Raw genomic sequence first — 25,179 nt, 5'->3', positions numbered from 1 at the left:
TTACATCTATTATTTCTTTTTCTCAATAGTTCGTAATCCTTTTTTAATGATATAATCCGTTTCTTTAGTTTTTGATTCTTTCTCCCAGCGACTGCAAATAGATTTCACCCAATCAGGTCGCGATTTACTAGCATCATTAAGCCAATTGCCTACCGAATCTCGCACATATTTTGAAGCATCAGATTTTAAAGGTTCTAATAGGGGTAAACCTCTTTCGGGTGATTCTTGAAAAGCAGGAATCTTTTTTGTCCAAACACCAACTGGTCTAAGTGACTCAATAGCAAACCGACGTATATTTTCATCTTCATTTGATGTCCATTTAGAAAGAATATCTATAGCTGTGTCTAAATCTTCAATCATTCGTTCTTTACTCGCAAAAATCACAACTTCGCGCACACCAAAATGAGTATCGGCTGCATATGGTTGCATGGTTTTAATTAAGTCTGTTACTGAATCGTGATGTGTACTCTCAGCCCAACATGCCCAGCATCTTACCAAATCTGAAGTATGTGTTTTTAATGTTTTATAAATGGACATATCAGATGTCAATACACCTAGCGTTTCACCAATGACTTTGGTGTTACTATTGGCAGTTGGCTTTTTTTGAGCATTTACTGCAACTTCAAAATCTGTATGCCAATGGCGCTTTCCCAAATTATGTAGTACTAATTTTAATAATGCCAATTGGTCGGTAGCCAACCATTCCATGAGATTTTTGGTTTCTATCAGTCCTTTGTTGAGGTATTTAATTACTTCTGGGTTAAGATCTTTTAAGCTTCTGGCACCTTTTCTGTTTTGTATATGTTCTGGGATCATTGAGTTCTCTTTTTTTTTGGTTTTGGAATAATTCCGATGAGATCGCTATGTGCTTTTATAAGTTGAGCAATGTCATGCGCACGCTCTTCAAATTTTGGCTCATCTTCATGCAGCAAAAGCCACTTTTTAATATTATAGGTTTTTAAGTGTTGTAACTCAGGTATGAGCTTCTTGAGCTCATTATGGTATTCTATTTTTGTACCTATCCAAATACCATTGTCTTCAGGTTTGTCTTCTTTTTGACGTGTAGCCAAAATGATTTTTTCACCATAATATAAGGCTACATTGCCAAACATTTTTTGTGTTCTGATAGGTAAAGGATATAATAAATCTAGTATAAACTCGTGAGGAATCATTCAGAGATTTTTCTCAAAAATAAATTGATTTTCACACATTGTCTTCCCATTTACTACAAATTTCATTAATTATTGAGAATAACGCTACCTTTGTATTATGGGCAAATCTTTACTTTTTATTCCGGATATTTCAGGGTTTACGAACTTTGTTCAAACTACAGAAGCAGAACATAGTCAGCACGTTATTGCGGAGTTATTAGAGGTGTTGATAGCATCTAATACTCAAGAATTGAAATTGGCTGAAATCGAAGGTGATGCATTATTTTTTTTAAAGAAGAACAGATTTTATCTCAAGAAAAATTGTTGGCTCAGGTAGAAACCATGTATACTGCTTTTTACAGCCATCTTAAAATAATGGAGAAGAATAGAATCTGTCCCTGTCAAGCCTGTTCAAGCGCAGTAAATTTAGAATTAAAAATTATCGTTCACACTGGGAACCTGCAGTTTTTAACTGTACAAAACAATCGTAAACCTTTTGGAGAACCTGTAATACAAGCGCACCGTCTGCTTAAGAACTCAGTTGATAGTGATAACTACGTATTGCTTAGTAAAGAACTGGCTACTGACATAAATATGGCGATAAATTATAAAAGTTCACTATTCAATTTTTTTGAAGGAGTAGATACTTATGATAATAAAGAAATTGGTTATTTGTTTTCCGAAATTTCAACACAAAATTTAAAACTTAAACCGTTTCATGAAGAACACCTAGTAGAGTTTGATAGACCTCCAAACCTTGTTTTTGAGCGTAATTATAAAACAAGTACAACTGAACTTTTAGAACTAATCACTAATTATAAATACCGACATTTGTGGGCAGCAGGAGCTGACGAAATTCATTATGATGAAAATGAAGTCACACGATTAGGTACAGAGCATATGTGCGTTGTGGGTAATAAGCATCTTGATTTTAAGGTCATTACAAAACAAAACAAAACTGGAGAGCTAGTTTATGGCGAAGAAACTAGAAGTTTGCCACCTGTTGATGTGATGTATCAGTTTTTCAATATTTCTGCTGTTTCTGATAATGAAGTTGTTTTAAGAGTCGAACTTTTTTGGGAGGCTAAATCCATTTTCAAAAAGATAATGATTCAACTTCTAGCTAAAAAAGGATTTATTAAAAACATCAATCAATCCTTAGATAATCTCAATGGATTATTTTGATAAAGCGACTTGCCATATTACCTTTTAAGACTACGAGTACTAACATTCAATTTTTAACACCTATTATTCAAGAGGTACTCATATCTAATATTAGTACTGAGGCTACTTATACGGTTATCTCAAAAGACTCTACTAATATTAGCGTGCAGGACAATGCTAGTTTAAAAAGTATAGGCAAACAACTTAATGTCAATTATCTAGTCACTGGAGACTTAATTGAGATGAAAACATTTATTGAAGTTAGTCTTAATTATTACAATCTTAAAAAGGACGAAAGGCAGAACATTAGGTTTGAGGTTGACAAGACTAACTTGTTTCAATTAGGTGAACTGTCTCTGGTTCATCTAAAAAAGATGTTACACATATCTGGTAGTACAACTAAAACGACAAGTGAAGCGAAAATTCAAAATCCCGAAATCCATCAACTATTCGTACTGGGTAATTACCATTTTAATAGGTGGACTCAAGGCAATGTGAAGCTAGCCATTGATTATTATAAAAGAGTAATTAAATCAGAACCAGATTTTGCTCCTGCATATTTAAAGCTTGCAAAGTGTTTAGTGTTTCAGGCTGGACGTGGTTACGAATTACCAAAAACAGTATATCCTCAAGCTAGAGAATATATTCAGAAGGCATTAGACATTAATCCAAATTCTGGCGAAGCAATTATAGATAGAAATCTTATCGATTTTTTTTATGAGTTAGATTGGACTAACATTTATAACAGTATTGCAAAAGGTTTAGAAAACTATGTAGATGCTAGTGAAGCTTATCAGCAATTGTCCTTTTTTTGGTATGGTTTAAAAGAATATGACGCTTCAATAGATGCACTTTATTCTGCATTAGAATTTGACCCAATCTCCACTAGTATATTAAATATGATAGGCGATGTGCAATTGAGTGCCAAACGATACGAAGACTCTGAGAAAACGTTTCTATCCATATTAAAGATGATTCCAAACGATAATTCGTCGCTTGAAAACTTAATGTACATTTCAGCACTAAAAGGTAATGCACGTAAAGCTATGTCTTATCTCAATAAACTGAAAAAGGTACTTCCTGAAGAAATAGAATATATACCACGAATGGGCTATGTATTTGGTAAACTAGGAATGGACGAAGAAGCAGAGTCTTATTTAAATCATTTTAAAACCTTATCGCAAAATGAACCAAATCGAGTCCATCACAACTATTTTGCTCAAGTATATGCGGGCCGTGGTGATTGGGAGCAAACCATGAATCACATAGAGCGAGGATGGAAAGCACGTAGTGGTATCTTATTTATACTTACAGATCCACAGCTCGCACCTTTGTATAAATGGAAACGCTATCAGCAATTGGTGGCAGAAATTAAACTGCCTAAAGGTGTTGAGGACAATAATTACATTACTTTAAAAACTGATATAAAAGAAACTTTGCGCATTAACATTAATGCACTACTATTTGTAAAAGCTGAGGATAATTACGCGCGACTTTACTTATTCCAAAACTTTAGAGTAGAAGAACGATTAGTAAGAGCCACATTAAAAACGGTGGCGGCTCAACTGCCAGAACATTTCTCTAGAGTGCACCGTACGTATATGATTAATATGAATCAACCGTTTAGTGTTTATGGAAATGCCAAAACCCGATATATAACTCAAAAACAGCATGATATGGAGATTCCTGTGAGTAGAAGCTTCGATATATCTACTTTTGCAAAGGCATAACTTTCTTCCCATTCACTTCAAAAAAAAGCCTTTTTTTCTTTTTACTTTCCCATTAACTACACAAAAATAGTTTGAGGTTTTATGGTATGCATCTTTGTACTGTAATTATTAATTAAAATAAAAAAATACAAAAAATGAAAACTATTAAACTATTTACAATGTCGTTATTGTTGACTTCATTTGCAGCTTTTGCTTCTTGTAAAAACAACAATACTGAAGTTGAAGTATTAGCAGAGAATAATACAGAGCCAGTGAAGACTGAAGTGAAAACTGCAGATATCACTTTTAAAAAAGGAAAGCTTATTGAGGTTGCATTGCTTACAGTGAAACCAGATGGACAAAAAGCATTTATGGAAGAGTATTTTCCAAAGGTAATGCCAGTTGCTGTTCCTTATGGAGCAAAACCTATTGCGAGTTTTGCGGTTACTAAAACCGTGATGGGAAATAAGCCAAACCAAATGGTAGTATTTTTTGAGTGGGATAATGTTGATCAAAAAAGAGCTTTTGAACGTAACCCAGAATACTTAAAACTACGTAACATAAGAGATAATGCATTATCGTTTTTAAGCCAAGGATATTTCCAGGTAGAAAATGATGTTACTGTAACTATTTCTACTGATAAGACATACGATTTTGCAGGGTTGTTTATTAATCCTGAAAAAGCGAGTCAACTTCAAGAATATTTCCAAGCGGTATTACCAACTGCATCTAAACCAGAATTTGGCTATACACCAATTGTAAATCTTAATCCTTATAAAGGAGCGCATGATCAAAATTATCATCCTTCAGTTATAGCATTTGCAGAATGGAAAGGTGGTACAGATTCTCAAGAACGCTTCGAAAAAACTAAGGCATTTAAAGATAATGTAGCCAAAAGAACTGCCGGAGCTCCTTATATAGATGTTTTTCACATCGTTCCAATATTATAGTTAAAGAATAAGTAAAAAAGAATTAAAAATGGAAACAATAGAAAAGAAAAAAACGGTTAGAGGATTTGACTTAGAACTGCAACAAAATCCATCAAGTGAAGTACAAGCAGTTTACGATTGGTATAACGAAGTTTTTCAATTTGTACCAAACTTAGGAAAGCTTTTAAGTAACTCTGATGCAGCATTATTGTCTTATACACACATGCAATGGCATTTGCAAAAACTAGGTACATTAACACCCGAAGAAGATAATATTGTACAACTTACAATTGCCGTTGAAAATGAATGCAAATATTGTACTGCTGGACACACCTTAGCTGGAAAAGTATTGTTTAACAGTGCTGAAGAAGATTTAAATGCATTACGTAGTAGAACTGCTTTAAGTAGTAAGAAGTTTAATGCGTTACATGAGTTTACGAAAGCTGTATACCACACTAATGGACGAGTACGTGATAAAGTGCTAAATGATTTTAGAGACGCAGGATATAACAACTCACAAGCTTTAGATGTGATTACAAATATTTCTGCTAAGGTGTTATCTAATTTTGCTAATCAATTAGCAATGAATGAAGTGGATGAGCCTATTCAGCCATTCGCTGAAGGGTTAGAAGGTTTTTCCTCGGATTATAGATAATGATTGATTGATGGTTGAGCCCTTGTCTTCGTAGATAAGGGCTTTCATTTTAATAATTACAAAAGCAAAGTACAGAATGAAGAATACTACTATAATAATACTAATTGTCACAGTTTTTTTTAGCTACAATTCTAGTGCACAAAATATGGATGTTACAAAAACACCTAACGCTATGGAAATGACGCTTAGACCAATGAATAAAAAATCAAATAGTGAAGGACTAAATAAATTTTTAGCAAACCCTAGAAAGTATGCTTTTAAATGTGGTTGTGAAGCAGGTGAAATAAAATCAGCACTATTAAATGAGGACAGCACAATGAAAATGACATACTACTACATGTGCAATGGGAAAAAACTCCATGGTTTTCTTAATGGTAAATACAATAGTAACACCAAAAAATTTACTGGGATATATAATACCGAAAACAAAATGTTTTATGGTACTATTAAAATAAGCTGGAACGCTAAAGGTGAAGGTTCTGGTGTTTGGAATAACGGAGCAGGAACAGTGTCGATATACACTTTAAAAAAATAAAAAGCCCTTGATTTTCATCAAAGGCTTTTCAATTCTATAATTTCACTACTTAGTAGCTGAGTGAAGTCGAAGCTACATCATACCTGGCATTCCGCCGCCACCCATTGGAGGCATAGCAGGAGCATCCTCTTTAATATCTACTAAAGCACACTCTGTAGTCAAAATCATACCAGCAACAGACGCAGCATTTTCTAATGCGATTCGAGTTACTTTCTTAGGATCTATAATACCAGCTTTTAGCATATCTACATAAGCTTCAGATTTTGCATCGTAGCCAAAGTCTTTTTTACCTTCAAGTACTTTATTGATTACAACAGAACCTTCACCACCAGCATTTTCTACTATGGTTCTTAACGGTGATTCTATAGCTTTATTTACGATTTGCACACCCGTTGTTTCGTCCAAGTTATCTGTAGTAATTTTTTCTAATACTTTTTTAGCACGCACTAATGCAACACCACCACCAGCAACAATACCTTCTTCAACTGCCGCTCGAGTAGCATGTAATGCATCATCAACACGATCTTTCTTTTCTTTCATTTCTACTTCAGAAGCAGCACCAACATAAAGTACAGCAACACCACCAGCTAATTTAGCTAAACGCTCTTGAAGTTTTTCTCTATCATAGTCAGATGTTGTAGTTTCTATTTGTGCTTTGATTTGGTTTACTCTAGCTTTAATATCATTTCCTTTACCAGAACCGTTTACAATTGTTGTGTTGTCTTTATCGATTGTTACAGTCTCAGCTGTACCTAACATTGAAAGGTCCGCATTTTCAAGAGAGAATCCTCTTTCTTCAGAGATTACTGTACCACCAGTTAAGATAGCAATATCTTCTAGCATTGCTTTACGTCTGTCACCAAATCCTGGAGCTTTTACAGCAGCAATTTTTAAACCACCACGTAATTTGTTTACTACTAAAGTTGCTAACGCTTGTCCTTCAACATCTTCTGCAATAATCAATAATGGGCGACCAGATTGTGCAACCGGCTCAAGTATTGGAAGAATCTCTTGTAAATTAGAAATCTTCTTATCGAATAATAAGATATAAGGGTTTTCTAAATCGGCAATCATCTTATCAGCGTCAGTCACAAAGTATGGCGATAAATACCCTCTATCAAACTGCATACCTTCAACAACATCTACATAAGTATCTGTTCCTTTTGCTTCTTCAACAGTGATCACACCTTCTTTACCAACTTTTCCAAAAGCTTCGGCGATTAATTCACCAATAGTATTATCATTATTAGCTGAAATCGAAGCTACTTGTTGAATTTTTTCAGAAGAGTTACCAACTTTTTTAGCCTGCTTTTCAAGATCAGAAGTTAATGCATTAACGGCTTTGTCAATACCACGTTTTAAATCCATAGGGTTTGCACCAGCAGCAACATTTTTTAGCCCTTCTTTTACGATTGCTTGTGCTAAAACTGTAGCGGTCGTAGTACCGTCACCAGCAAGATCGTTAGTTTTAGAAGCCACTTCTTTTACCATTTGTGCTCCCATATTCTCAAGTTCATCTTCTAGTTCTATCTCCTTCGCTACAGAAACTCCATCTTTGGTTACTTGCGGTGCACCAAATGATTTTCCAATAATTACATTACGACCTTTAGGTCCTAAGGTTACTTTAACTGCATTTGCTAAAGCATCAACACCGCGTTTAAGACCATCGCGTGCTTCAATATCAAATTTTATATCTTTTGCCATTTTGTTATTTATTAGCTTTAAGCTAAAAGCATCAGGCGTTAAGCTTTGCTTTTAGCGGTTATTACAATTTTTGTTTTTAAAATCTCTCAAAGCTTTAAGCCTATCGCATAAAGCTTACAGCTATTTATACGATTGCTAAAATGTCGCTTTCTCGCATCATTAAGTAATCTTTACCTTCAAGCTTAAGTTCTGTACCACCATACTTACCATATAGAACTACATCACCAACTTTTACAGTTAGTGGTTCATCTTTTTTACCGTTGCCTACGGCTACTATGGTACCTTTTTGAGGTTTTTCTTTGGCATTGTCAGGAATAATAATACCAGAAGCTGTTTTAGTCTCAGCTTCCATTGGCTCTACGAGAACTCTATCTGCTAAAGGTTTAATGTTTAAGCTCATGCTTTAATATTTTTGGTTAATAAATTTTGTTTTAACGCTAAAGCGTTATTCGAAAATTGTGCCAAGTCAAATGGACTGACAAAGTTGCAGAAATAAAAAAAGCCAACTGTGAATGTTGGCTTTTTTGTTTAGTATTTATCTTTTTAGTTTCCTTCAGAATTATCGTCTGTAGATGATGGTGGCGTTACTGGTTGTTGTGTTGTTGTGTCGTCATCTAATGCTTTAGAATCGCTAACACCGCCAGCACCTTCAATTGTAATATTAGAAAGTAATATTAATGCAATTAATAGCGTTGCTAAAAACCACGTGCTCTTGTCTAAAAAGTCTCCAGTTTTTTTAACACCACCCAATTGCTGTGTGCCACCACCGCCAAAAGAAGATGATAATCCACCACCTTTAGGGTTTTGCACCATTATTACAACTACAAGTAAAAATGCTACTACTACGATTAACACTAAAAATATTGTAAACTTAGTCATTGTCTTTGTTATTTCGTTCTCTTAATTCTTTTACCGCTTCAATTTGGTCTGCAAAGAAAGTACTTTTTTCTGGATATTTCAAACTTAAAATTCGGTAAGATTGAATGGCCTTTTCATAGTTCTTTTGCTCTACATATATACGCGCCAAAGTCTCTGTCATTAGGCTATCTTCGATAGTTGTATTGTTATCTACGAGCTTCGGTTTTGGTGTATTTGTACTTGGTTTTATTTTAGGATTTTCTGCAATAAACTTATCTATAGTTTCAAGTTTGCTCATAAGCGGTGCATTTTCTTGCAAATTATCTTGAGACCTATCAATAGGCTTAAAGCTTGTGATTTTTAACCATTCTGAAAATGAATGGGTTTCGGTAGGTGAGAAATCTAAAGGTCTGCCAATTTGAAGTTTTTCTTCTATATCATCTCCTTGTTTTAAAGGATCTGAAATAGAAACTTTTTCCTCTACTTTTTCTTTAAAAAGATTTGGATCTAAAACACCTTCAGTAGCCTCAACGTGCCTTTTTAGGTTGTCATCGATTGTAATACTTCTATCAATTGAAATATCATCAATACCATTGACTTCAATTCCTTTGATGTATTCTGAGTTTTGTTTGATTTGCTCAGAAATTGTATTCTGATTAAAAACTTCAGAGGTAATAAAATCGAACAATATACTGCGGTCTGTTGTATAAGCGGCAGTTGTTTTTAAGGCATTGTTATACTTATAACTGTCTTTATTTTTTAATACTTTCAAATAAAGTGCACGTGCAGGTTGAAAATAAGGATATGCATCCACTACAGATTTTAATGTAGCAATTTGCTCCGGTTTAAGTGTTTCCGGATGTTGTAATATGGATGTAAATTCTTGTAAGTACATATTACCAATCTACTAAAGATTCTTGGAATATATCTTGAGTTATACGCTCAAAAATGGCTTCCCAAGCAGTATCACGTTGTCCGCCAGTTAAAAGTTCGCTACCTTCATAATCAAAGAAAAAAGAGAAACGTTGTTCAAAATCTTTCTCTTCATTTTTAGTATTAAAAAATCTAACATTTACGCCTATAGTCAATCGATTTTGAGCTGCCGTATTATTAGATGTTGCTGTAGTGGGACTAATGCGATATTCTACAATTTCACCTTCATAAATTACTTCGCCACCTGATTTTACCAGTGATGAACTGGTTTGATTTTGAATTAAATCTTGCAAAGCATTTGTAAATTGAATATCTAGACCTGGTTCTATTAATGGTGCATTATTTTGAAAGAAATTAACTTGGAAGGTTTCAGGAATATCTGTAGCTCCAGTAAAACTATATAATCCACATGCCGTAACACTGAGGCAAACAAATAAAAAGGAGATGTATCTAAATAGTTTCATGCATTCAATTTTCAGATAAAACGAAAAACTTATAAATCGTATTGCTTTATCTTTCTATATAAAGTTCGTTCACTAATACCAAGTTCGGCCGCTGCTAATTTACGTTTTCCGTTATGACGCTCAAGCGATTTTTTAATTAATTCTAATTCTTTATCGTGAAGTGATAGCGTTTCTTCTTCTTCAATCTCTTCAGCAAAGTGATATTTATCTTCTGTTTCTAAGGTAGTATCAATCGGGGTTTGGTTATGCTCAGGTATAGCTAATACTGGTAATTCGCCTGAAGAGCTCTCATAACTTTGTGGTTCTTCGTTTCCGTATATTTTTTGTATCAAGCCTTCATTATCCTTTTGAACGTCAGAAATATTACCACTTTTCATCAATTCCATGGTGAGCTTTTTAAGATCGTTCAAATCACTTTTCATATCAAACAACACCTTATATAAAATCTCACGTTCGGTACTAAAATCACTTTCAGCTTTTGAGTCGTTAATTACAGCTGGTAAATTTTGACCTGCACCAGAAGGCAAATACGATTGAAGCGCAGTTACGTTAATAGTTCGATTATGCTCTAATACAGAAACTTGCTCCGCAACATTACGTAATTGACGAATATTACCATTCCAACGGTAACGTAATAATAACTGAACGGCATCATCAGTTAGTTTTACCGTCGGCATCTTGTATTTTAAAGCAAAGTCGCTAGCAAATTTTCTGAACAATAAATGAATATCTTCTTTACGCTCGCGTAATGCCGGTAGATTAATTTCAACTGTACTTAATCTATAATATAAGTCTTCTCTGAACTTCTCTTTTTTAATCGCTTCAAACATATTAACGTTTGTAGCTGCTACAATTCTAACATTGGTTTTCTGAACCTTACTAGATCCAACTTTGATAAACTCGCCATTTTCTAAAACACGTAATAATCTTACTTGAGTGGTAAGCGGTAATTCTCCAACTTCATCTAAGAAAATGGTTCCACCATCTGCAACTTCAAAATAACCAGAGCGCGTAGAGGTAGCACCCGTAAAAGCACCTTTTTCGTGTCCAAACAATTCACTATCAATTGTACCTTCAGGAATAGCACCACAGTTTACAGCAATATACTTACCGTGTTTACGATGCGACAATTGATGTATAATTTTTGGGATACTTTCTTTACCAACACCACTTTCACCTGTAACTAAAATTGAAATATCAGTAGGTGCAACTTGTATCGCTTTTTCGATAGCACGATTAAGTTTAGCATCATTACCAATGATTCCGAAACGTTGTTTTATAGCTTGTACAGATTCCATATTAATTGTTATCAGAATAACCAACAGCTTCTCCTAATAAAGTAGCTGAGGTACAATCTGTAATTTTTACGTTAACAAAATCACCAACTTTATAATTCTCCTTTGGAAATACTACAACAGTGTTTTGAGTATTTCTGCCTGACCAATGTGCATCAGATTTTTTTGAAGCTTTTTCTATTAAAACTTCTTCAACTTTACCGACATGTTGTTTAGTTCTATACAAACTATGTTCACGTTGTAACGCTTGAATTTCGTTAAGTCTTCGTTTTTTTACATCAGCAGGAATATCATCTTCCATTCGACGTCCTGCAAGTGTACCTGGACGCTCAGAATAGGCAAACATAAATCCAAAATCGTACTTAACATATTCCATTAAGCTCAATGTATCTTGATGTTCTTCTTCCGTTTCAGTAGGGAAGCCTGCAATCATATCTTGGCTAATTGCCACTTCAGGAATTACACGACGTATATTATCGATAAGTTCAAAATATTCTTCACGTGTATGTAAGCGATTCATTTCTTTTAGGATGCGGTTGTTTCCACTTTGCACTGGTAAATGAATGTATTTGCAGATATTATCGTGCTTAGCCATGGTTTCAATAACATCCATGGTCATATCCTGTGGATTAGATGTGGAAAAACGAAAACGCATTTTTGGTTGTGCTTTTGCACACATACTTAAAAGCATTGCAAAGTTTACGGCAGTTGCTTTTTGCATTTCTGTAGCGTTCTTAAAATCTTTTTTAAGGCCGCCTCCATACCATAAATAACTATCTACATTTTGGCCAAGTAAAGTAACCTCTTTAAATCCTTTACTCCATAAATCATTGATTTCTTCAATAATAGATTGAGGTTCTCTACTACGTTCACGTCCACGAGTAAATGGCACGACGCAGAAGGTACACATATTGTCACAACCTCTAGTGATTGAAACAAAAGCAGTAACCCCATTACTATTTAGTCTTACGGGTGCAATATCACCGTATGTTTCTTCTTTAGATAAGATAACATTAATGGCATTACGACCATCATCAACTTCGCTAAGAAGATTTGGTAAATCTTTATAAGCATCTGGGCCAACCACTAAGTCAACCATTTTTTCTTCTTCTAAAAATTTGCTTTTAAGACGCTCGGCCATACATCCTAAAACACCAATTTTCATTTTAGGATTAATTTTCTTTACTGCATTATATTTTTCTAGACGTTTGCGAACGGTTTGTTCTGCTTTGTCTCTAATAGAACATGTGTTTACAAGAACCAAATCGGCATCCTCAAGAGAATTTGTAGTATTAAATCCTTCTTTAGAAAGTATCGAAGCCACAATCTCACTATCACTAAAATTCATCTGGCAACCATAACTTTCGATAAAAAGTTTTCTGTTGTTACCTTCTTTGGCTTCTAGAATAAGATGTTCACCTTGTTTATTTTCGTCTATAATTTTTTCCATCTGAGTGTTCCGTGTTAACGGAATAACTTTTAGTGTTCTACATGGTTCAATAAGCATGCAAAGATAAAAATAAATGCCAGTTTATGACAAACTGACAGTATGATTTTAGCTGCATAGAATGAAAATTCGGGAATAATATCAACTTATAAAAGTCTCTTAAAATTGAAGTTCTATTTAGATTCGATTAGGTTGATAAATTTTTTTTCCTATACCTTTGTGCCTTCAAAAAAATGAATTATGGCGAAGAATCTGGTCATTGTTGAGTCACCTGCTAAAGCAAAAACAATAGAAAAATTTCTTGGTAAAGATTTTAAGGTAGAGTCTAGTTTTGGACATATTGCAGATTTGCCTTCTAAGGAATTAGGTGTTGATGTTGATGGGGATTTTAAACCAAAATATCAAGTTTCTAAAGACAAAAGAGACGTCGTTAAGAAGCTCAAAGACTTAGCTAAAAAAGCTGACATGGTTTGGTTAGCCAGTGATGAAGATCGCGAAGGAGAAGCAATTGCATGGCATCTAGCCGAAACATTAGGTTTGGATTTGGAGAGGACTAAGCGTATTGTTTTTCATGAAATTACTAAAAGTGCAATACAACGTGCTATAGAAAATCCTCGAACTATTGATTATAACTTAGTTGATGCTCAACAAGCTAGACGTGTACTTGACAGAATAGTAGGTTATGAATTATCACCTGTGCTTTGGAGAAAAGTAAAAGGTGGGTTGTCTGCAGGTAGAGTGCAATCTGTATCTGTAAGATTAATCGTAGAGCGTGAGCGCGAAATTAACGCATTTAATGCCGAAGCATCATATAGAATAGATGCAGAATTCAAAACTCAAAGTGGTGCGTCTTTTAAAGCTAAGTTGCCAAAGAATTTTAAAACTAAAGCCGAAGCTGAAGATTTTTTAAAGAAAAATAGTTCTGCGAGCTACCAAGTTGCTAACTTGGAAAAAAAGCCAGTTAAGAAATCACCAGCACCACCTTTTACGACATCTACATTACAGCAAGAAGCATCGAGGAAACTTGGTTTTTCAGTAAGCAGAACAATGAGTAATGCCCAACGACTTTACGAAGCAGGTCTTATTACTTATATGAGAACAGATAGCGTTAACCTGTCTAATGAGGCAAAACAAGGTGCACAAAACCAAATTATTTCTGCTTATGGTGATGCATACAGTAAACCACGTAATTATAAAGGTAAAAGTAAAGGTGCTCAAGAAGCTCATGAGGCAATACGACCAACAAATTTTGCTAGCCATACGGTAAATGCTGAGCGCGACCAAGCCAGATTATATGAGTTAATTTGGAAACGTGCTATTGCATCTCAGATGAGCGAAGCAAACTTGGAGCGTACTAATGTTAAGATCAAAGTAAATAGCTCAACTCCTGTGAGCGAACTATTTGTTGCTAATGGAGAGATTATAACTTTTGATGGTTTCTTAAAAGTATACTTAGAAGGCACAGATGATGAAGACACTGAACAATCAGGATTATTGCCAGATTTAAAAGTTTCAGACAATCTTACTAATAATTACATCACAGCTACAGAACGTTTTACAAGACCACCGGCTAGATTTACAGAAGCTTCTTTAGTGAAGAAGTTAGAAGAATTAGGTATTGGTCGTCCTTCAACATATGCGCCTACAATTTCTACAATTCAAAATAGAAATTATATAGAAAAAGGTACAGTTGATGGTGTGGAACGTAAATATGTTCAATTAACTCTGGCTAATCAATCTGTTTCAGAAAAACAGCTTTCAGAAAAAGTAGGTTCAGATAAAGGAAAACTTGTACCTACAGATATTGGAATGATTGTGACTGATTTCTTGGTAAACCATTTTGAAAGTATTCTCGATTATAATTTTACTGCTAAAGTAGAAGAGAGTTTTGATGATATCGCTGAAGGTAAAGAAGATTGGCGTGCTATGATGAAAGACTTTTACAAAGGCTTTCATCCACAGGTTGAAGACGTCAAGGAAAATGCCGAAAGAGAATCCGGTGAGCGTATTTTGGGTGTTGATCCAGAAAGTGGACGCCAAGTAAGCGTGCGTTTGGGAAAGTTTGGTCCAATGGTTCAGGTTGGTACAGCAGATGAAGATGAGAAGCCAAAGTTTGCAAGTCTATCACCAGATCAACAATTGAGCTCCATAACTTTTGAAGAAGCTATGGACTTATTTAAACTTCCAAAATCATTAGGTCATTATAATGATGTTGAAGTTGAGGTAAGTAATGGTCGTTATGGGCCTTATGTAAGATATGGTAAAAAGTTTGTGTCGTTACCTAAAGGTGTAGATCCTTTAAGTGTAGATTATGATGCAGCAATAATATATATTAAGGAGAAAGAGCAAGCAGATGCACCTATATATAATTATCAAGGATTAGATGTTATTAAAGGTAAAGGACGTTTTGGCCCATTTATAAAGTGGAACAACATGTTTATAAATGTTAATAAAAAATACGATTGGGATAACTTATCTGAAAACGATATTGTTACTTTGATCGAAGATAAAATTCAGAAAGAAAAAGATAAGCTTATTCACGTTTGGGAAGCGGAAGGCATCAGAGTAGAAAAGGCAAGATGGGGTAGACATAATGTTATCAAGGGCAAACAAAAGGTAGAATTACCAAAAACAAGAGATGTGTCGAAAATGACATTAGAAGAGGCCATTGCTATCCTAGAGAAAAATGCACCGAAGAAAAAAACTACTAAAAAGAAAACGACTTCAAAAAAGTAAATCTAAATGAACTTTAATTTCCTATCTCCAGTTACAGATTCAGTATTAGCTCACAAGGAATTATTATCTAATCATACAATAGGAAAGAAAATTCAGGTTCACTCAGAACAAATAGGCATCCCTAATATTAACAATGCCAAACTTGCAATTATAGGTGTTAAGGAAAATAGGAATGATATTAATTATATCGGATCTGACATTAACTTTGATGATATTCGTAAAACATTTTACAGCTTATATCCAGGTAATTGGGATACAGCTATAGTTGATTTAGGTGATATTGAAAAAGGTGACTCTGTTGAAGATAGCTACTTTGCTTTACGAACCATTACCGAGTTACTTATCGAAAAATCTGTTATACCTATAATACTAGGCGGCAGTCAAGATTTAACGTATGCAAATTATAGGGCTTACGACAATTTACAACCGATGGTAAATATTGTAAATGTCGATACTAATTTTGATTTGGGCGATACATCAATGCCCATAAAGAACAATAACTTTTTAGGAAAGATTATACTCGAAGAACCCTTTAATCTCTTTAATTATTCTACAATAGGTTACCAAACTTATTTTAATTCTCAGGAAGAGATAGACTTGATGGAGCGTCTTTATTTCGAGGCTTACAGGTTAGGAGAAGTGTCTAATGCAATAACTAGTGTAGAGCCGGTGATGAGAGATGCACATATAGTAACTGTAGATTTAAAATCTGTTCGTGCAGCCGAAGTTGGGGAACGGTTAAAGTTCACGCCAAACGGTTTAGATGGAAAAGAAATTTGTGCTATTTCTAGGTATGCAGGTATTAGTAATAAAGTCTCATCTTTTGGTATATATGAGTATCATTTTGCACCAAAGGATACAATCACAGCTATGTTATTGGCTCAAATGATTTGGTACTTTATTGAAGGTGTAAATTGTAGAGTTAAGGATGATGATTTTACGAATGAAAACAATTATATAAAGTATAATGTGTTAATTGAAGAAGAGGAGCTAATCTTCTATAAAAGTAAAAAAACTGGCCGGTGGTGGATAGATATTCCATTTTTGGCAAATCTTAATAATAAATTAAAAAAGCACACGTTATTACCATGCGCACATGAAGATTATGTTGCGGCGACTGAAGGTAAGATACCTGAACGATGGTATAAAGCCTACAGGAAGAATAACTTTTAAAGTGTGCAGTTCGTCGATGTACAATGTGTTTTTCATCGATGAAATGCATTTTTATAGGGTTGAAATGCAAAAAAAATTGAAAAAAAGTTGTTTTTTCCGATTAATTGAAATATGTTTACATCCTCAAAATTTAAGGATACTAATTTAACCTATAGTTTTATGAAAATTAATAAGCTTGTTTTACTTATAACAGTGTTGGCTTTTATGGTAAGCTGTAACTCTGGAGATCGCGGTCAACTTGTCGGCGCGAAAGGTAAAAAATGGCACCCTGAAAAACCTTATGGAATGACCCTTATCCCAGGTGGAGCATTCATCATGGGTAAATCAGATGATGATTTAGCAGGAATGCAGGACTCTCCTACAAAAACTGCTACTGTTCCAGCTTTTTATATGGATGAAACTGAAATCACGAATAGTGAGTATAGACAGTTTGTTGAAGATGTAAGAAACAAAATGATTAGAGAAAAATTAGCAGAAATGGCTGATTTAGAATCAAAAGTTCCTGGTAATGGTGATATAGGAGAATTTGCATATGTAGATGCAGATACGTCTGATTTGACACCTTACCAACGGTATATGATTAATACCTATGGTAATCAACAACGTGAAATAAATTACGATATTGATTTGTACTTTGATACAGATGAGTATCCAGACGAATTGTATGCCGAAGTAATGGATGGTTTGTACCTACCATTAGAAGAATCATATAATGGACAACGTACTTGGGATGTATCTCAATTTGTATTTAAATATTCTGAAATGGATATACAAGCTGCAGCCAAGAATCCATTCTTGAAGCGTTCAGATGTTATTGAGCAGAAGGAAATTGTTGTATATCCAGACACCACAGTTTGGATACGTGATTTTGCATATTCGTACAATGAGCCAATGCACAACGATTATTTCTGGCACGATGCTTTTGGAGATTATCCTGTAGTAGGTGTATCATGGGATCAAGCAAAAGCGTTTTGCCAATGGAGAACAATTTACCATAATAATTACCAAAACAAAAAAGGTAAGCAACCGGTAAATGTCTACAGATTACCTAACGAAGCAGAGTGGGAATATGCTGCTCGTGGAGGGCTTCAAGGTGCTACATTCCCTTGGGGTAACAATTATACGATGAATGATAGAGGATGTTTCATGGCAAACTTTAAGCCATTAAGAGGTGACTATGCTGCTGATCAAGCATTATATACAGTTGAAGCAGATGCCTATGAACCTAATGATTTTAATCTTTATAATATGGCAGGTAATGTTTCGGAATGGGTGAACAGCTCATACTCAACATCATCTTACGAGTTTATGTCAAGCATTAGCCCTAGTGTAAATGACAAAAACAATCAACGTAAAGTGGTTCGTGGTGGATCTTGGAAAGATGTTGCATACTATTTGCAAGTAAGTTCAAGAGATTACGAATATGCAGATTCTGCAAGAAGCTATATCGGGTTTAGAACTGTACAAGATTATATGGGTACAGATAAAACGTTGAATGCTCAAAATAAATAATAATTAAACTTTAACTATAAACTTAAACAAACCTACATGTTGGGTGTCCTAAGCCCCCAACTTAACTAAAAACTTAAATTATGGCACAGAAAGGAAAACTAACGGTAACAAATTTTATATACGGAATGGGAGCGGCGATTGTAATTGTCGGCGCACTATTTAAAATTCAGAACTGGCCTTACGGTGGTCTTCTACTTACAATTGGTATGATTGTAGAAGCTGGTGTATTTGCTTGGTCAGCGTTCGAAAGACAAGAAGACGATTTAGATTGGTCTTTAGTATATCCTGAATTAGAAGGTGGTAAGTCTAAGAAAAAAGACGAACCTAAAGATCCACAAGGTGTACTATCTAAAAAATTAGATAACCTTCTTAAAGAAGCTAAGATTGATAGTGAGTTGTTTACTAGTCTTGGAGATAGCATCAAAAACTTTGAAGGTGCTGCAAGAAACTTAAACCCAACTGTTGATTCTCTTCAAGCTCAGAAGAAGTACAGCGAAGAAATGTCTTTAGCTGCAGCTCAAATGGAATCTTTAAACAGCTTGTATAAAGTACAGATGGAAAGTGCTAATCGTCAAGCAGCAATCAATGAAGAAGCTGTAGAAAATGCACAAAAGCTTAAAGAACAAATGCAATCATTAGCATCTAACTTATCTTCACTTAACGGTGTTTATGGTGGAATGCTTTCTGCAATGAATAAGAACTAATTAGTTTTTAAGTATAACCTATTAATTTAAAAAACTAATTATGGCAGGACAAGGAAAAATTTCTGCAAGGCAGAAAATGATTAACTTAATGTATCTCGTGTTTATTGCTATTATGGCAATGACTGTTGCTCCAGAAGTATTATCTGCTTTTGGATTGATGGAAGAAAAGTTTGAGAAGGCGAACGAGGTTACAACTGAAATGAATACTAGACTTTTAGCTGACTTAGATACTAAAGGTAAAGAAAATCCAAAAGAATTTGCAGCAGCGTCTAATAAATCCAAAATGGTGAGTACTGCTTCAGATAAATTTTACAGATTTATTGAAACTCAGAAGCAAGATATCTTAAGAATGGGTGGTTATGAAGCAGATGCTGCAACTGGCCGTTTACCTTTTGAGAAAATGAAAAAAGGTGATAAACTTGACGAAAAGTGGTTCACCGGAGATCGTTTGACTAAAGAAGGAGATAAGTTCATTAATGCTATCAATACGTATAAGAAAGAAATTAAAGACATTCTTGGAGTAGATCAATTCTATAGTAAATTCATTGAGAATTTTGAAAGAAAGTTTGATATCACTGAAGTTAAAGATAGCGAAGGCGTTAAAAAGAGTTGGTTAGATTATCACTTTAAAGGATTCCCTTCAATTGCGTCTTACACTAAGCTTACGGCAATGCAAAATGATGTAAAAGTAACTCAAGCAGATCTTAATAATTTGTTCTTAGGAAATGCTGCGGTTGAAGCTACGTCTTTAAATAAGTACCAAGCCATCGTTCTTGCTGATAAGTCTGCTTTTTTCGCGGGTGAAAAGTTCCAAGGAAAAATAGTTATTGGTAAATATGCAAATGTACCACCAACTGCACTTGAAGTTAATGGTCAGCAATATGATGTTTCCGAAGTAATTAATGAAGAAGGAGCAGCTGTAGTTGATTTTAATGTTGGAAATGTTGGTGAACATGAAATTTCAGGTAAGTTTACTTTTCTTGAAAATGGAGAGGAGTTACCAATAGAAATTAAAGGGAATTATGTTGTAGTTCCAAGACCAAATTCTGCGACTATTTCAGCTGATAAAATGAATGTAGTATACCGTGGTGTAGCTAACCCAATGACAATTTCTTTTGCTGGTGTTCCAGATAATAAAGTAAACGCTTCTGCACCTGGGCTGACTAAAACAGGAAACGGTAAATACGTTATGAGACCAGGTTCTGGTAGAGAAGTTAAAATTTCTGTGACAGGTACTTTAGATGATGGTTCTAAATCTAGCGATAGTAAAACATTTAGAATTAAAGATTTACCTAAACCTTTAGGAGCATTTAATGGTCAAAATGGTGTTAAATTACCAAGAAACAATGTTGAGATCGGAAGATTGTCAGCAAGTTTTGGAGATGATTTCGATTTTAACCTACCGTTAAACATTACATCATTTACAATGAAAGTGCCTGGTAAACCATCAGTAAACTGTTCTGGTAACAGACTTAATTCAGCAGCAAAAAATGCATTGCGTTCAGCGAGACGTGGAGATATTGTACAGTTTATAAATATTAAAGCAAAGGCTGAAGGTACATCTGTTAAAATTAAAACTGTAACTCCAATTGTAATTGAGTTAGCAAACTAATAAATTTTGAAGCTAAACACGTTTTAAGTAATAATAATAGCCTCAATCGTTTAAAACAATTAAAAATGAAACTTAAACACATATTACTAACAGGTCTTGGAATCCTTACCATCAATGGAGTAGTTGCACAGGCAAACATCTTGAATGCAAAAATCCCTGAAGAGATTGGTATGAAGACTGAAGAGCAGTTGTTACTAGACAATGATGAGCCTTTAGAGTATGGATATGTTGATGATAGAGACCGATTATATTCTAAAATGACTTGGGAAAGAGTAGTTTTGGATGAACGTGTTAACTTCCCATTATACTATCCTGTTGATACAAACAATATAGGACCTGATCGCCGTTCATTGTTTCATGTATTATGGAGCGCTGTAAAATCTGGAGATATTCCAAGAGCATATGGAGATTCTTATTTTTCACAAGAGCGTACATATGAGGAGTTATTGCAATCTATGCGTAAGGTAGATACATTAGATATTGGTTTTGATCAATTCAATGCTGATGGATTTGTAGATCCAGAATATATCATAGAACGTAATATAGAAGCTTACGACATCAAAGCATTTTTATTAAAAGGGCTTTGGTACTTTGACAAGCGTCAAGGCGAAATGAAATATCGCTTATTAGCTATTGCACCTGCTGCTCCGGATGTAAACTTTATCGATGGTGATGATTACTATGGAGAAGATAGTATTGGAACCAGCGGTGACGTAGGTGGAGATAATCCTAATCAAGAACCAATACCTTTGTTTTGGGTATTTTATCCTGAAGCTAGAGGATTATTACATGAGGCAAAAGCATATAATAATAAAAACAGTGCGATGCCAATTTCATTTGATCACATCTTAAACTCGAGACGTTTTAATGGTTATATGTACAAAGAGGAAAATGTATATGGTGACCGAGAAGTTAAAGATTATATAAAAGATAATGCACTTATGCAGCTTTTAGAATCTCAACGTATCAAGGATAAAATCCGAAATTTTGAACAAGATATGTGGAATTATTAATTCCGGATACTAATAAAGTAAAAAACGCTCACATTATGTGAGCGTTTTTTATTTCAAACAATTATAACCGCTATTAAATTTCATAGCTTTGTGCTGTGAAAACAGTCGATTATATAGTTGTAGGTTGTGGTTTGGCTAGTATCTCTTTTTGTGAGGTTTTACGAGCTAATAATAAAACTTTTGTTGTCTTTGATGACAACTCACAAAAATCTTCAATAGTCGCTGCTGGTCTGTATAATCCTGTAATATTGAAACGCTTTTCAGAAGTATGGAAATCCCAAGAGCAACTCAATTTAGCACTTCCAGTTTATGAAAACATAGAATCTAAATTAGAAACTAAACTAGATTTTAAGATTTCAATATTAAGACGTTTCAGTTCTATTGAAGAACAAAATCTTTGGTTTACAGCTTCAGATAAATCCAATTTGGAACCATTCCTGTCCGCAGTCATAGTGCAAAATTCTTATACATATGTAGACGCTCCATTTAATTTTGGTGAGGTTTTACATGCTGGTCGATTAGATACTGAGCAACTGATTATGAGTTACAAAGCACATCTTAAGCGAAACAATCAATTGCTCCAAAAACATTTTGATTATGATGAGTTATCAATATCACCACAACAGTTATCACATGGAGATATAACAGCTAACCAAATTGTATTTGCAGAAGGCTTTGGTGTGAAAAAAAATCCGTTTTTCAAACATATAGCGCTAAATGGAACCAAAGGTGAAGTATTAACTATAAAAGCTCCTGAACTGAGATTAGACGCTGCCATAAAATCATCTGTATTTATCATACCAATAGGTAATGATGAATATAAAGTTGGTGCTACATACGACTGGGTAGATAAAACAAATACACCTTCGGTTGAGGCTAGAGAAGAACTTATAACTAAGTTAAAAACCTTTATTACCTGTGATTTTGAGATTATTGACCACCGAGCTGGGATTCGGCCAACAACCAAAGACCGAAGACCATTAGTAGGCAGACATAGTCAATACAATAACCTTTATGTTTTAAATGGTTTAGGTACTCGTGGTGTTATGATTGGACCTTATGTGGCACGAAAACTCTACGATTATATCGAAACTGGTCAAGAGTTAGATAGAGAAATAGATATAAAACGCTTTGAGAATCTCTAGATGATTTTTATTTCTTAACAAGAGTCTTGTCATAACTCATAAACAAGTTAATCCATATATTTCTTGAAAGACGCATAATTATTGGCATAAAAGCGATTAATGTAGCGATTATGGCGATGAAAGCTGTTACTAAAGATGTTTCGAGAATAATAAAGCTTATAACAAATGCAGTGATTGCAAAAGCAATACCAACGCCATAACTAACATACATCGAGCCATAAAAAAATGAAGGCTCCATACGGTATTTAGTCTGGCAATGAGAACATTGGTCGTTGATTTTTAAAGTGTCAGAAATAATGTATGGGTTTTTCTCAACATACATTGATTCTTGGTGGCATTTAGGGCAACTACCAAACAAAATACTATAAAGCTTCATTCCTTTTCTAATCATAACTAAAAACGTTTACTTTTGCGTTCGGATTACAATACAAAATTAGGATTTTAGTTGTTGTAATCAGATAAGTTTATTCATGTTTTAACTATATAGTTATATTCAAAAACTATGCTCAATATTCATAATCTTTCTATCTCATTTCAAGGCGAATTTCTCTTTGAAGATATCACGTTTAAACTTGGTAATGGGGACCGAATAGGACTTATTGGTAAAAATGGAGCGGGTAAGTCAACGATGCTTCGTATTCTATCCAAAGAGCAAGAGTACGATAAAGGCCAGATTGCAGCAGATAAAGATTTAAAAATTGGTTTCTTAAAACAAGACATTGATTTTGACTTTGGGAAGACAGTATTAGAAGAATCTTATGAAGCATTTAAAGAAATAAAAACACTTGAAGCACAGCTAGAAAAAATTAATATTGATTTGGCTGAACGCACAGATTACGAAAGTGAATCTTATAATCAGTTAATGATTGATTTAAATGACATACAGCATCAATACGAAATTTTGGGCGGTTATAATTATCAAGGCGAAACAGAAAAGATTCTTCAAGGTTTAGGTTTTAAACGAGAAGATTTTAATAAACTAACCGATACATTTTCTGGAGGATGGCGCATGCGTATTGAATTAGCAAAACTATTACTTCAAAATAATGACCTATTGCTTTTAGATGAGCCTACAAACCATTTGGATATAGAATCTATTATTTGGTTAGAAGGTTTTCTGAAAACTTATTCAGGTGCAGTTGTCATTGTATCACATGATAAGATGTTCTTAGATAATGTAACTAACAGAACTATAGAAATCACTTTAGGTAGAATATATGACTATAATAAGCCTTATACAAAGTTCTTAGAGCTTAGAAATGAAATTAAAATACAACAGCTAGCAGCACAAAAAAATCAGGAAAAGCAAATTCAACAAACCGAAAAGCTTATCGATAAATTTAGAGCTAAGGCATCTAAAGCAACCATGGCGCAGTCACTGATTAAAAAATTAGAGCGAATGGATAGAATTGAAGTCGATGAAGAAGATAATGCTGTGATGACTTTAAACTTTCCTATTTCTATTATTCCCGGAAAAGTAGTGGTTGAGATTGAAAACGTTTCAAAGTTTTATGGTGACTTACAAGTGCTTCATAATGTAAGCCTTACAATTCCTAGAGATTCAAAAACTGCATTTGTTGGGCAGAATGGTCAGGGCAAGTCTACATTGGCAAAAATTATTGTTGGAGAAATTAAACATCAAGGTCAACTGTCTTTGGGGCATAATGTACAAATAGGATATTTTGCTCAAAACCAAGCTGAGTATTTAGATGGTAATAAGACGGTTTTAGATACAATGATTGATGCAGCAAATGAAAGTAATAGGAGTAAGGTAAGAGATATTCTTGGGGCATTTTTGTTTAGAGGTGAAGAAGTAGAAAAGTATGTAAAAGTGTTATCTGGTGGTGAGCGTAACAGATTGGCATTAGCCAAATTATTATTACAGCCATTAAATGTGCTCATAATGGATGAGCCTACGAATCATCTAGATATTAAGTCTAAAAATGTGCTTAAGGATGCGCTCAAAAAATTTGAAGGCACGCTAATTTTGGTGTCTCACGATAGGGATTTTCTTCAAGGATTAACAGAGACCGTTTATGAGTTTAAAGATCAAAAAGTAAAACAATATCTTGGTGATATCGACTATTATTTAGAACAACGAAACCTGCAAAATCTTCGTGAGGCTGAAAAGCGAACAGTTACCGAAAAAACTCAAAAAACTAGTGATAATAAAAAGTCTTATGAAGACCAAAAGCGCTTAAAATCTTTAAATAATAAACTCAGTAATATTGAATCTAAAATTAATGATTTAGAGAAAAGCATTAAAGAAGATGACGTATTGTTAGTTACCAATTATGACGAAACTGCTTCAAATCCAGAGTTTTTTGACTTATACCAAAATAAGAAGCAGCAACTCGATGCTTTAATGGAAGATTGGGAGAATGTACAGCATACAATAGATTCTCTAAATTTTAACAATTAAGATTATTTTAACGACACG

Annotated in this window: 22 protein-coding genes and 1 pseudogene; 13 read left to right on the top strand and 10 right to left on the bottom strand. The window is 34.3% G+C overall.

Translation table 11 applies throughout. The annotated features are described in order from the left end of the window. Positions 1–9: 9 nt before the first annotated feature. A complete protein-coding gene (locus ED556_RS11035; RefSeq protein ID WP_296323557.1) occupies positions 10–816 on the bottom strand; it encodes a DNA alkylation repair protein in 807 nt (268 codons plus the stop codon). Continuing rightward, complete coding sequence (locus ED556_RS11030; protein ID WP_296323555.1) at positions 813–1,172, bottom strand: hypothetical protein; 360 nt, start codon at positions 1,170–1,172, stop codon at positions 813–815. Before ED556_RS11030 ends, ED556_RS11035 begins: the two co-directional genes overlap by 4 nt. 97 nt (positions 1,173–1,269) lie before the next feature. Between ED556_RS11030 and ED556_RS11020 the strand changes: the two are divergent. The 5 genes and pseudogenes from ED556_RS11020 (at position 1,270) to ED556_RS11000 (ending at position 6,143) form a co-directional block, all read left to right on the top strand. After that, positions 1,270–2,336, top strand: a pseudogene (locus tag ED556_RS11020) (DUF2652 domain-containing protein). Then, positions 2,333–4,045, top strand: coding sequence for a LytTR family transcriptional regulator DNA-binding domain-containing protein (locus ED556_RS11015; RefSeq protein ID WP_296323547.1), 1,713 nt, complete (start codon positions 2,333–2,335; stop codon positions 4,043–4,045). The pseudogene ED556_RS11020 and the gene ED556_RS11015 overlap by 4 nt, the downstream one beginning before the upstream one ends. 134 nt (positions 4,046–4,179) lie before the next feature. Next, positions 4,180–4,974: a DUF1330 domain-containing protein gene (locus ED556_RS11010; protein ID WP_296323545.1), complete on the top strand. Its 795-nt coding sequence runs from the start codon at positions 4,180–4,182 to the stop codon at positions 4,972–4,974. A gap of 28 nt (positions 4,975–5,002) precedes the next feature. Beyond that, complete coding sequence (locus ED556_RS11005; protein WP_296323542.1) at positions 5,003–5,608, top strand: hypothetical protein; 606 nt, start codon at positions 5,003–5,005, stop codon at positions 5,606–5,608. Between the two features lie 145 nt (positions 5,609–5,753). Next, positions 5,754–6,143: a hypothetical protein gene (locus tag ED556_RS11000; protein WP_296323539.1), complete on the top strand. Its 390-nt coding sequence runs from the start codon at positions 5,754–5,756 to the stop codon at positions 6,141–6,143. A gap of 72 nt (positions 6,144–6,215) precedes the next feature. Here ED556_RS11000 and groL read toward each other — a convergent pair whose 3' ends face one another. The 7 genes from groL to miaB form a co-directional block, all read right to left on the bottom strand. After that, complete coding sequence (gene groL, locus ED556_RS10995; protein WP_296323536.1) at positions 6,216–7,847, bottom strand: chaperonin GroEL; 1,632 nt, start codon at positions 7,845–7,847, stop codon at positions 6,216–6,218. A gap of 124 nt (positions 7,848–7,971) precedes the next feature. Further along, entirely contained in the window at positions 7,972–8,247 is a 276-nt protein-coding gene (locus tag ED556_RS10990; RefSeq protein ID WP_296323533.1) for a co-chaperone GroES, read from the bottom strand. A gap of 143 nt (positions 8,248–8,390) precedes the next feature. Further along, on the bottom strand, positions 8,391–8,726 hold the full coding sequence (secG, locus tag ED556_RS10985; RefSeq protein WP_296323531.1) for a preprotein translocase subunit SecG: 336 nt from the start codon (positions 8,724–8,726) through the stop codon (positions 8,391–8,393). Beyond that, complete coding sequence (locus tag ED556_RS10980; protein WP_296323527.1) at positions 8,719–9,600, bottom strand: hypothetical protein; 882 nt, start codon at positions 9,598–9,600, stop codon at positions 8,719–8,721. The genes secG and ED556_RS10980 overlap by 8 nt, the downstream gene beginning before the upstream one ends. A gap of 1 nt (position 9,601) precedes the next feature. After that, positions 9,602–10,102 (bottom strand): LptE family protein, encoded by a 501-nt coding sequence (locus ED556_RS10975; RefSeq protein ID WP_296323525.1) that lies wholly within the window; start codon positions 10,100–10,102, stop codon positions 9,602–9,604. Between the two features lie 29 nt (positions 10,103–10,131). Continuing rightward, positions 10,132–11,400, bottom strand: coding sequence for a sigma-54 dependent transcriptional regulator (locus tag ED556_RS10970; protein WP_296323522.1), 1,269 nt, complete (start codon positions 11,398–11,400; stop codon positions 10,132–10,134). A gap of 1 nt (position 11,401) precedes the next feature. Continuing rightward, positions 11,402–12,847, bottom strand: a complete 1,446-nt coding sequence (gene miaB, locus ED556_RS10965) for a tRNA (N6-isopentenyl adenosine(37)-C2)-methylthiotransferase MiaB (RefSeq protein WP_296323520.1) — start codon at positions 12,845–12,847, stop codon at positions 11,402–11,404. Positions 12,848–13,084: 237 nt separating this feature from the next. Between miaB and topA the strand changes: the two genes are divergently transcribed. The 7 genes from topA (at position 13,085) to ED556_RS10930 (ending at position 22,739) form a co-directional block, all read left to right on the top strand. After that, a complete protein-coding gene (gene topA, locus ED556_RS10960) occupies positions 13,085–15,580 on the top strand; it encodes a type I DNA topoisomerase (protein WP_296323517.1) in 2,496 nt (831 codons plus the stop codon). Positions 15,581–15,586: 6 nt separating this feature from the next. Then, complete coding sequence (locus tag ED556_RS10955; protein ID WP_296323514.1) at positions 15,587–16,753, top strand: formimidoylglutamase; 1,167 nt, start codon at positions 15,587–15,589, stop codon at positions 16,751–16,753. Between the two features lie 159 nt (positions 16,754–16,912). Continuing rightward, entirely contained in the window at positions 16,913–18,265 is a 1,353-nt protein-coding gene (gldK, locus tag ED556_RS10950) for a gliding motility lipoprotein GldK (protein WP_296323512.1), read from the top strand. An 80-nt stretch (positions 18,266–18,345) separates the two neighbouring features. Further along, positions 18,346–18,969: a gliding motility protein GldL gene (gene gldL, locus ED556_RS10945; RefSeq protein WP_296323509.1), complete on the top strand. Its 624-nt coding sequence runs from the start codon at positions 18,346–18,348 to the stop codon at positions 18,967–18,969. Positions 18,970–19,009: 40 nt separating this feature from the next. Continuing rightward, entirely contained in the window at positions 19,010–20,581 is a 1,572-nt protein-coding gene (gene gldM, locus ED556_RS10940) for a gliding motility protein GldM (protein ID WP_296323506.1), read from the top strand. Positions 20,582–20,646: 65 nt separating this feature from the next. Then, complete coding sequence (gldN, locus tag ED556_RS10935) at positions 20,647–21,594, top strand: gliding motility protein GldN (protein ID WP_296323503.1); 948 nt, start codon at positions 20,647–20,649, stop codon at positions 21,592–21,594. 95 nt (positions 21,595–21,689) lie between these two features. Beyond that, positions 21,690–22,739: an FAD-dependent oxidoreductase gene (locus ED556_RS10930; RefSeq protein ID WP_296323501.1), complete on the top strand. Its 1,050-nt coding sequence runs from the start codon at positions 21,690–21,692 to the stop codon at positions 22,737–22,739. Between the two features lie 7 nt (positions 22,740–22,746). On the opposite strand, the gene ED556_RS10925 is transcribed toward ED556_RS10930, so the two are convergent. Beyond that, complete coding sequence (locus ED556_RS10925) at positions 22,747–23,130, bottom strand: DUF983 domain-containing protein (RefSeq protein ID WP_296323498.1); 384 nt, start codon at positions 23,128–23,130, stop codon at positions 22,747–22,749. A 111-nt stretch (positions 23,131–23,241) separates the two neighbouring features. Between ED556_RS10925 and ED556_RS10920 the strand changes: the two genes are divergently transcribed. After that, positions 23,242–25,161, top strand: a complete 1,920-nt coding sequence (locus ED556_RS10920; protein ID WP_296323495.1) for an ABC-F family ATP-binding cassette domain-containing protein — start codon at positions 23,242–23,244, stop codon at positions 25,159–25,161. Positions 25,162–25,179 lie beyond the last annotated feature (18 nt).

It is taken from the genome of Winogradskyella sp. (assembly GCF_003712105.1).
Taxonomy (GTDB): domain Bacteria; phylum Bacteroidota; class Bacteroidia; order Flavobacteriales; family Flavobacteriaceae; genus Winogradskyella.
Note: the sequence above shows the minus strand (reverse complement) of the source record. Positions and strands in the feature narration are given on the sequence as shown.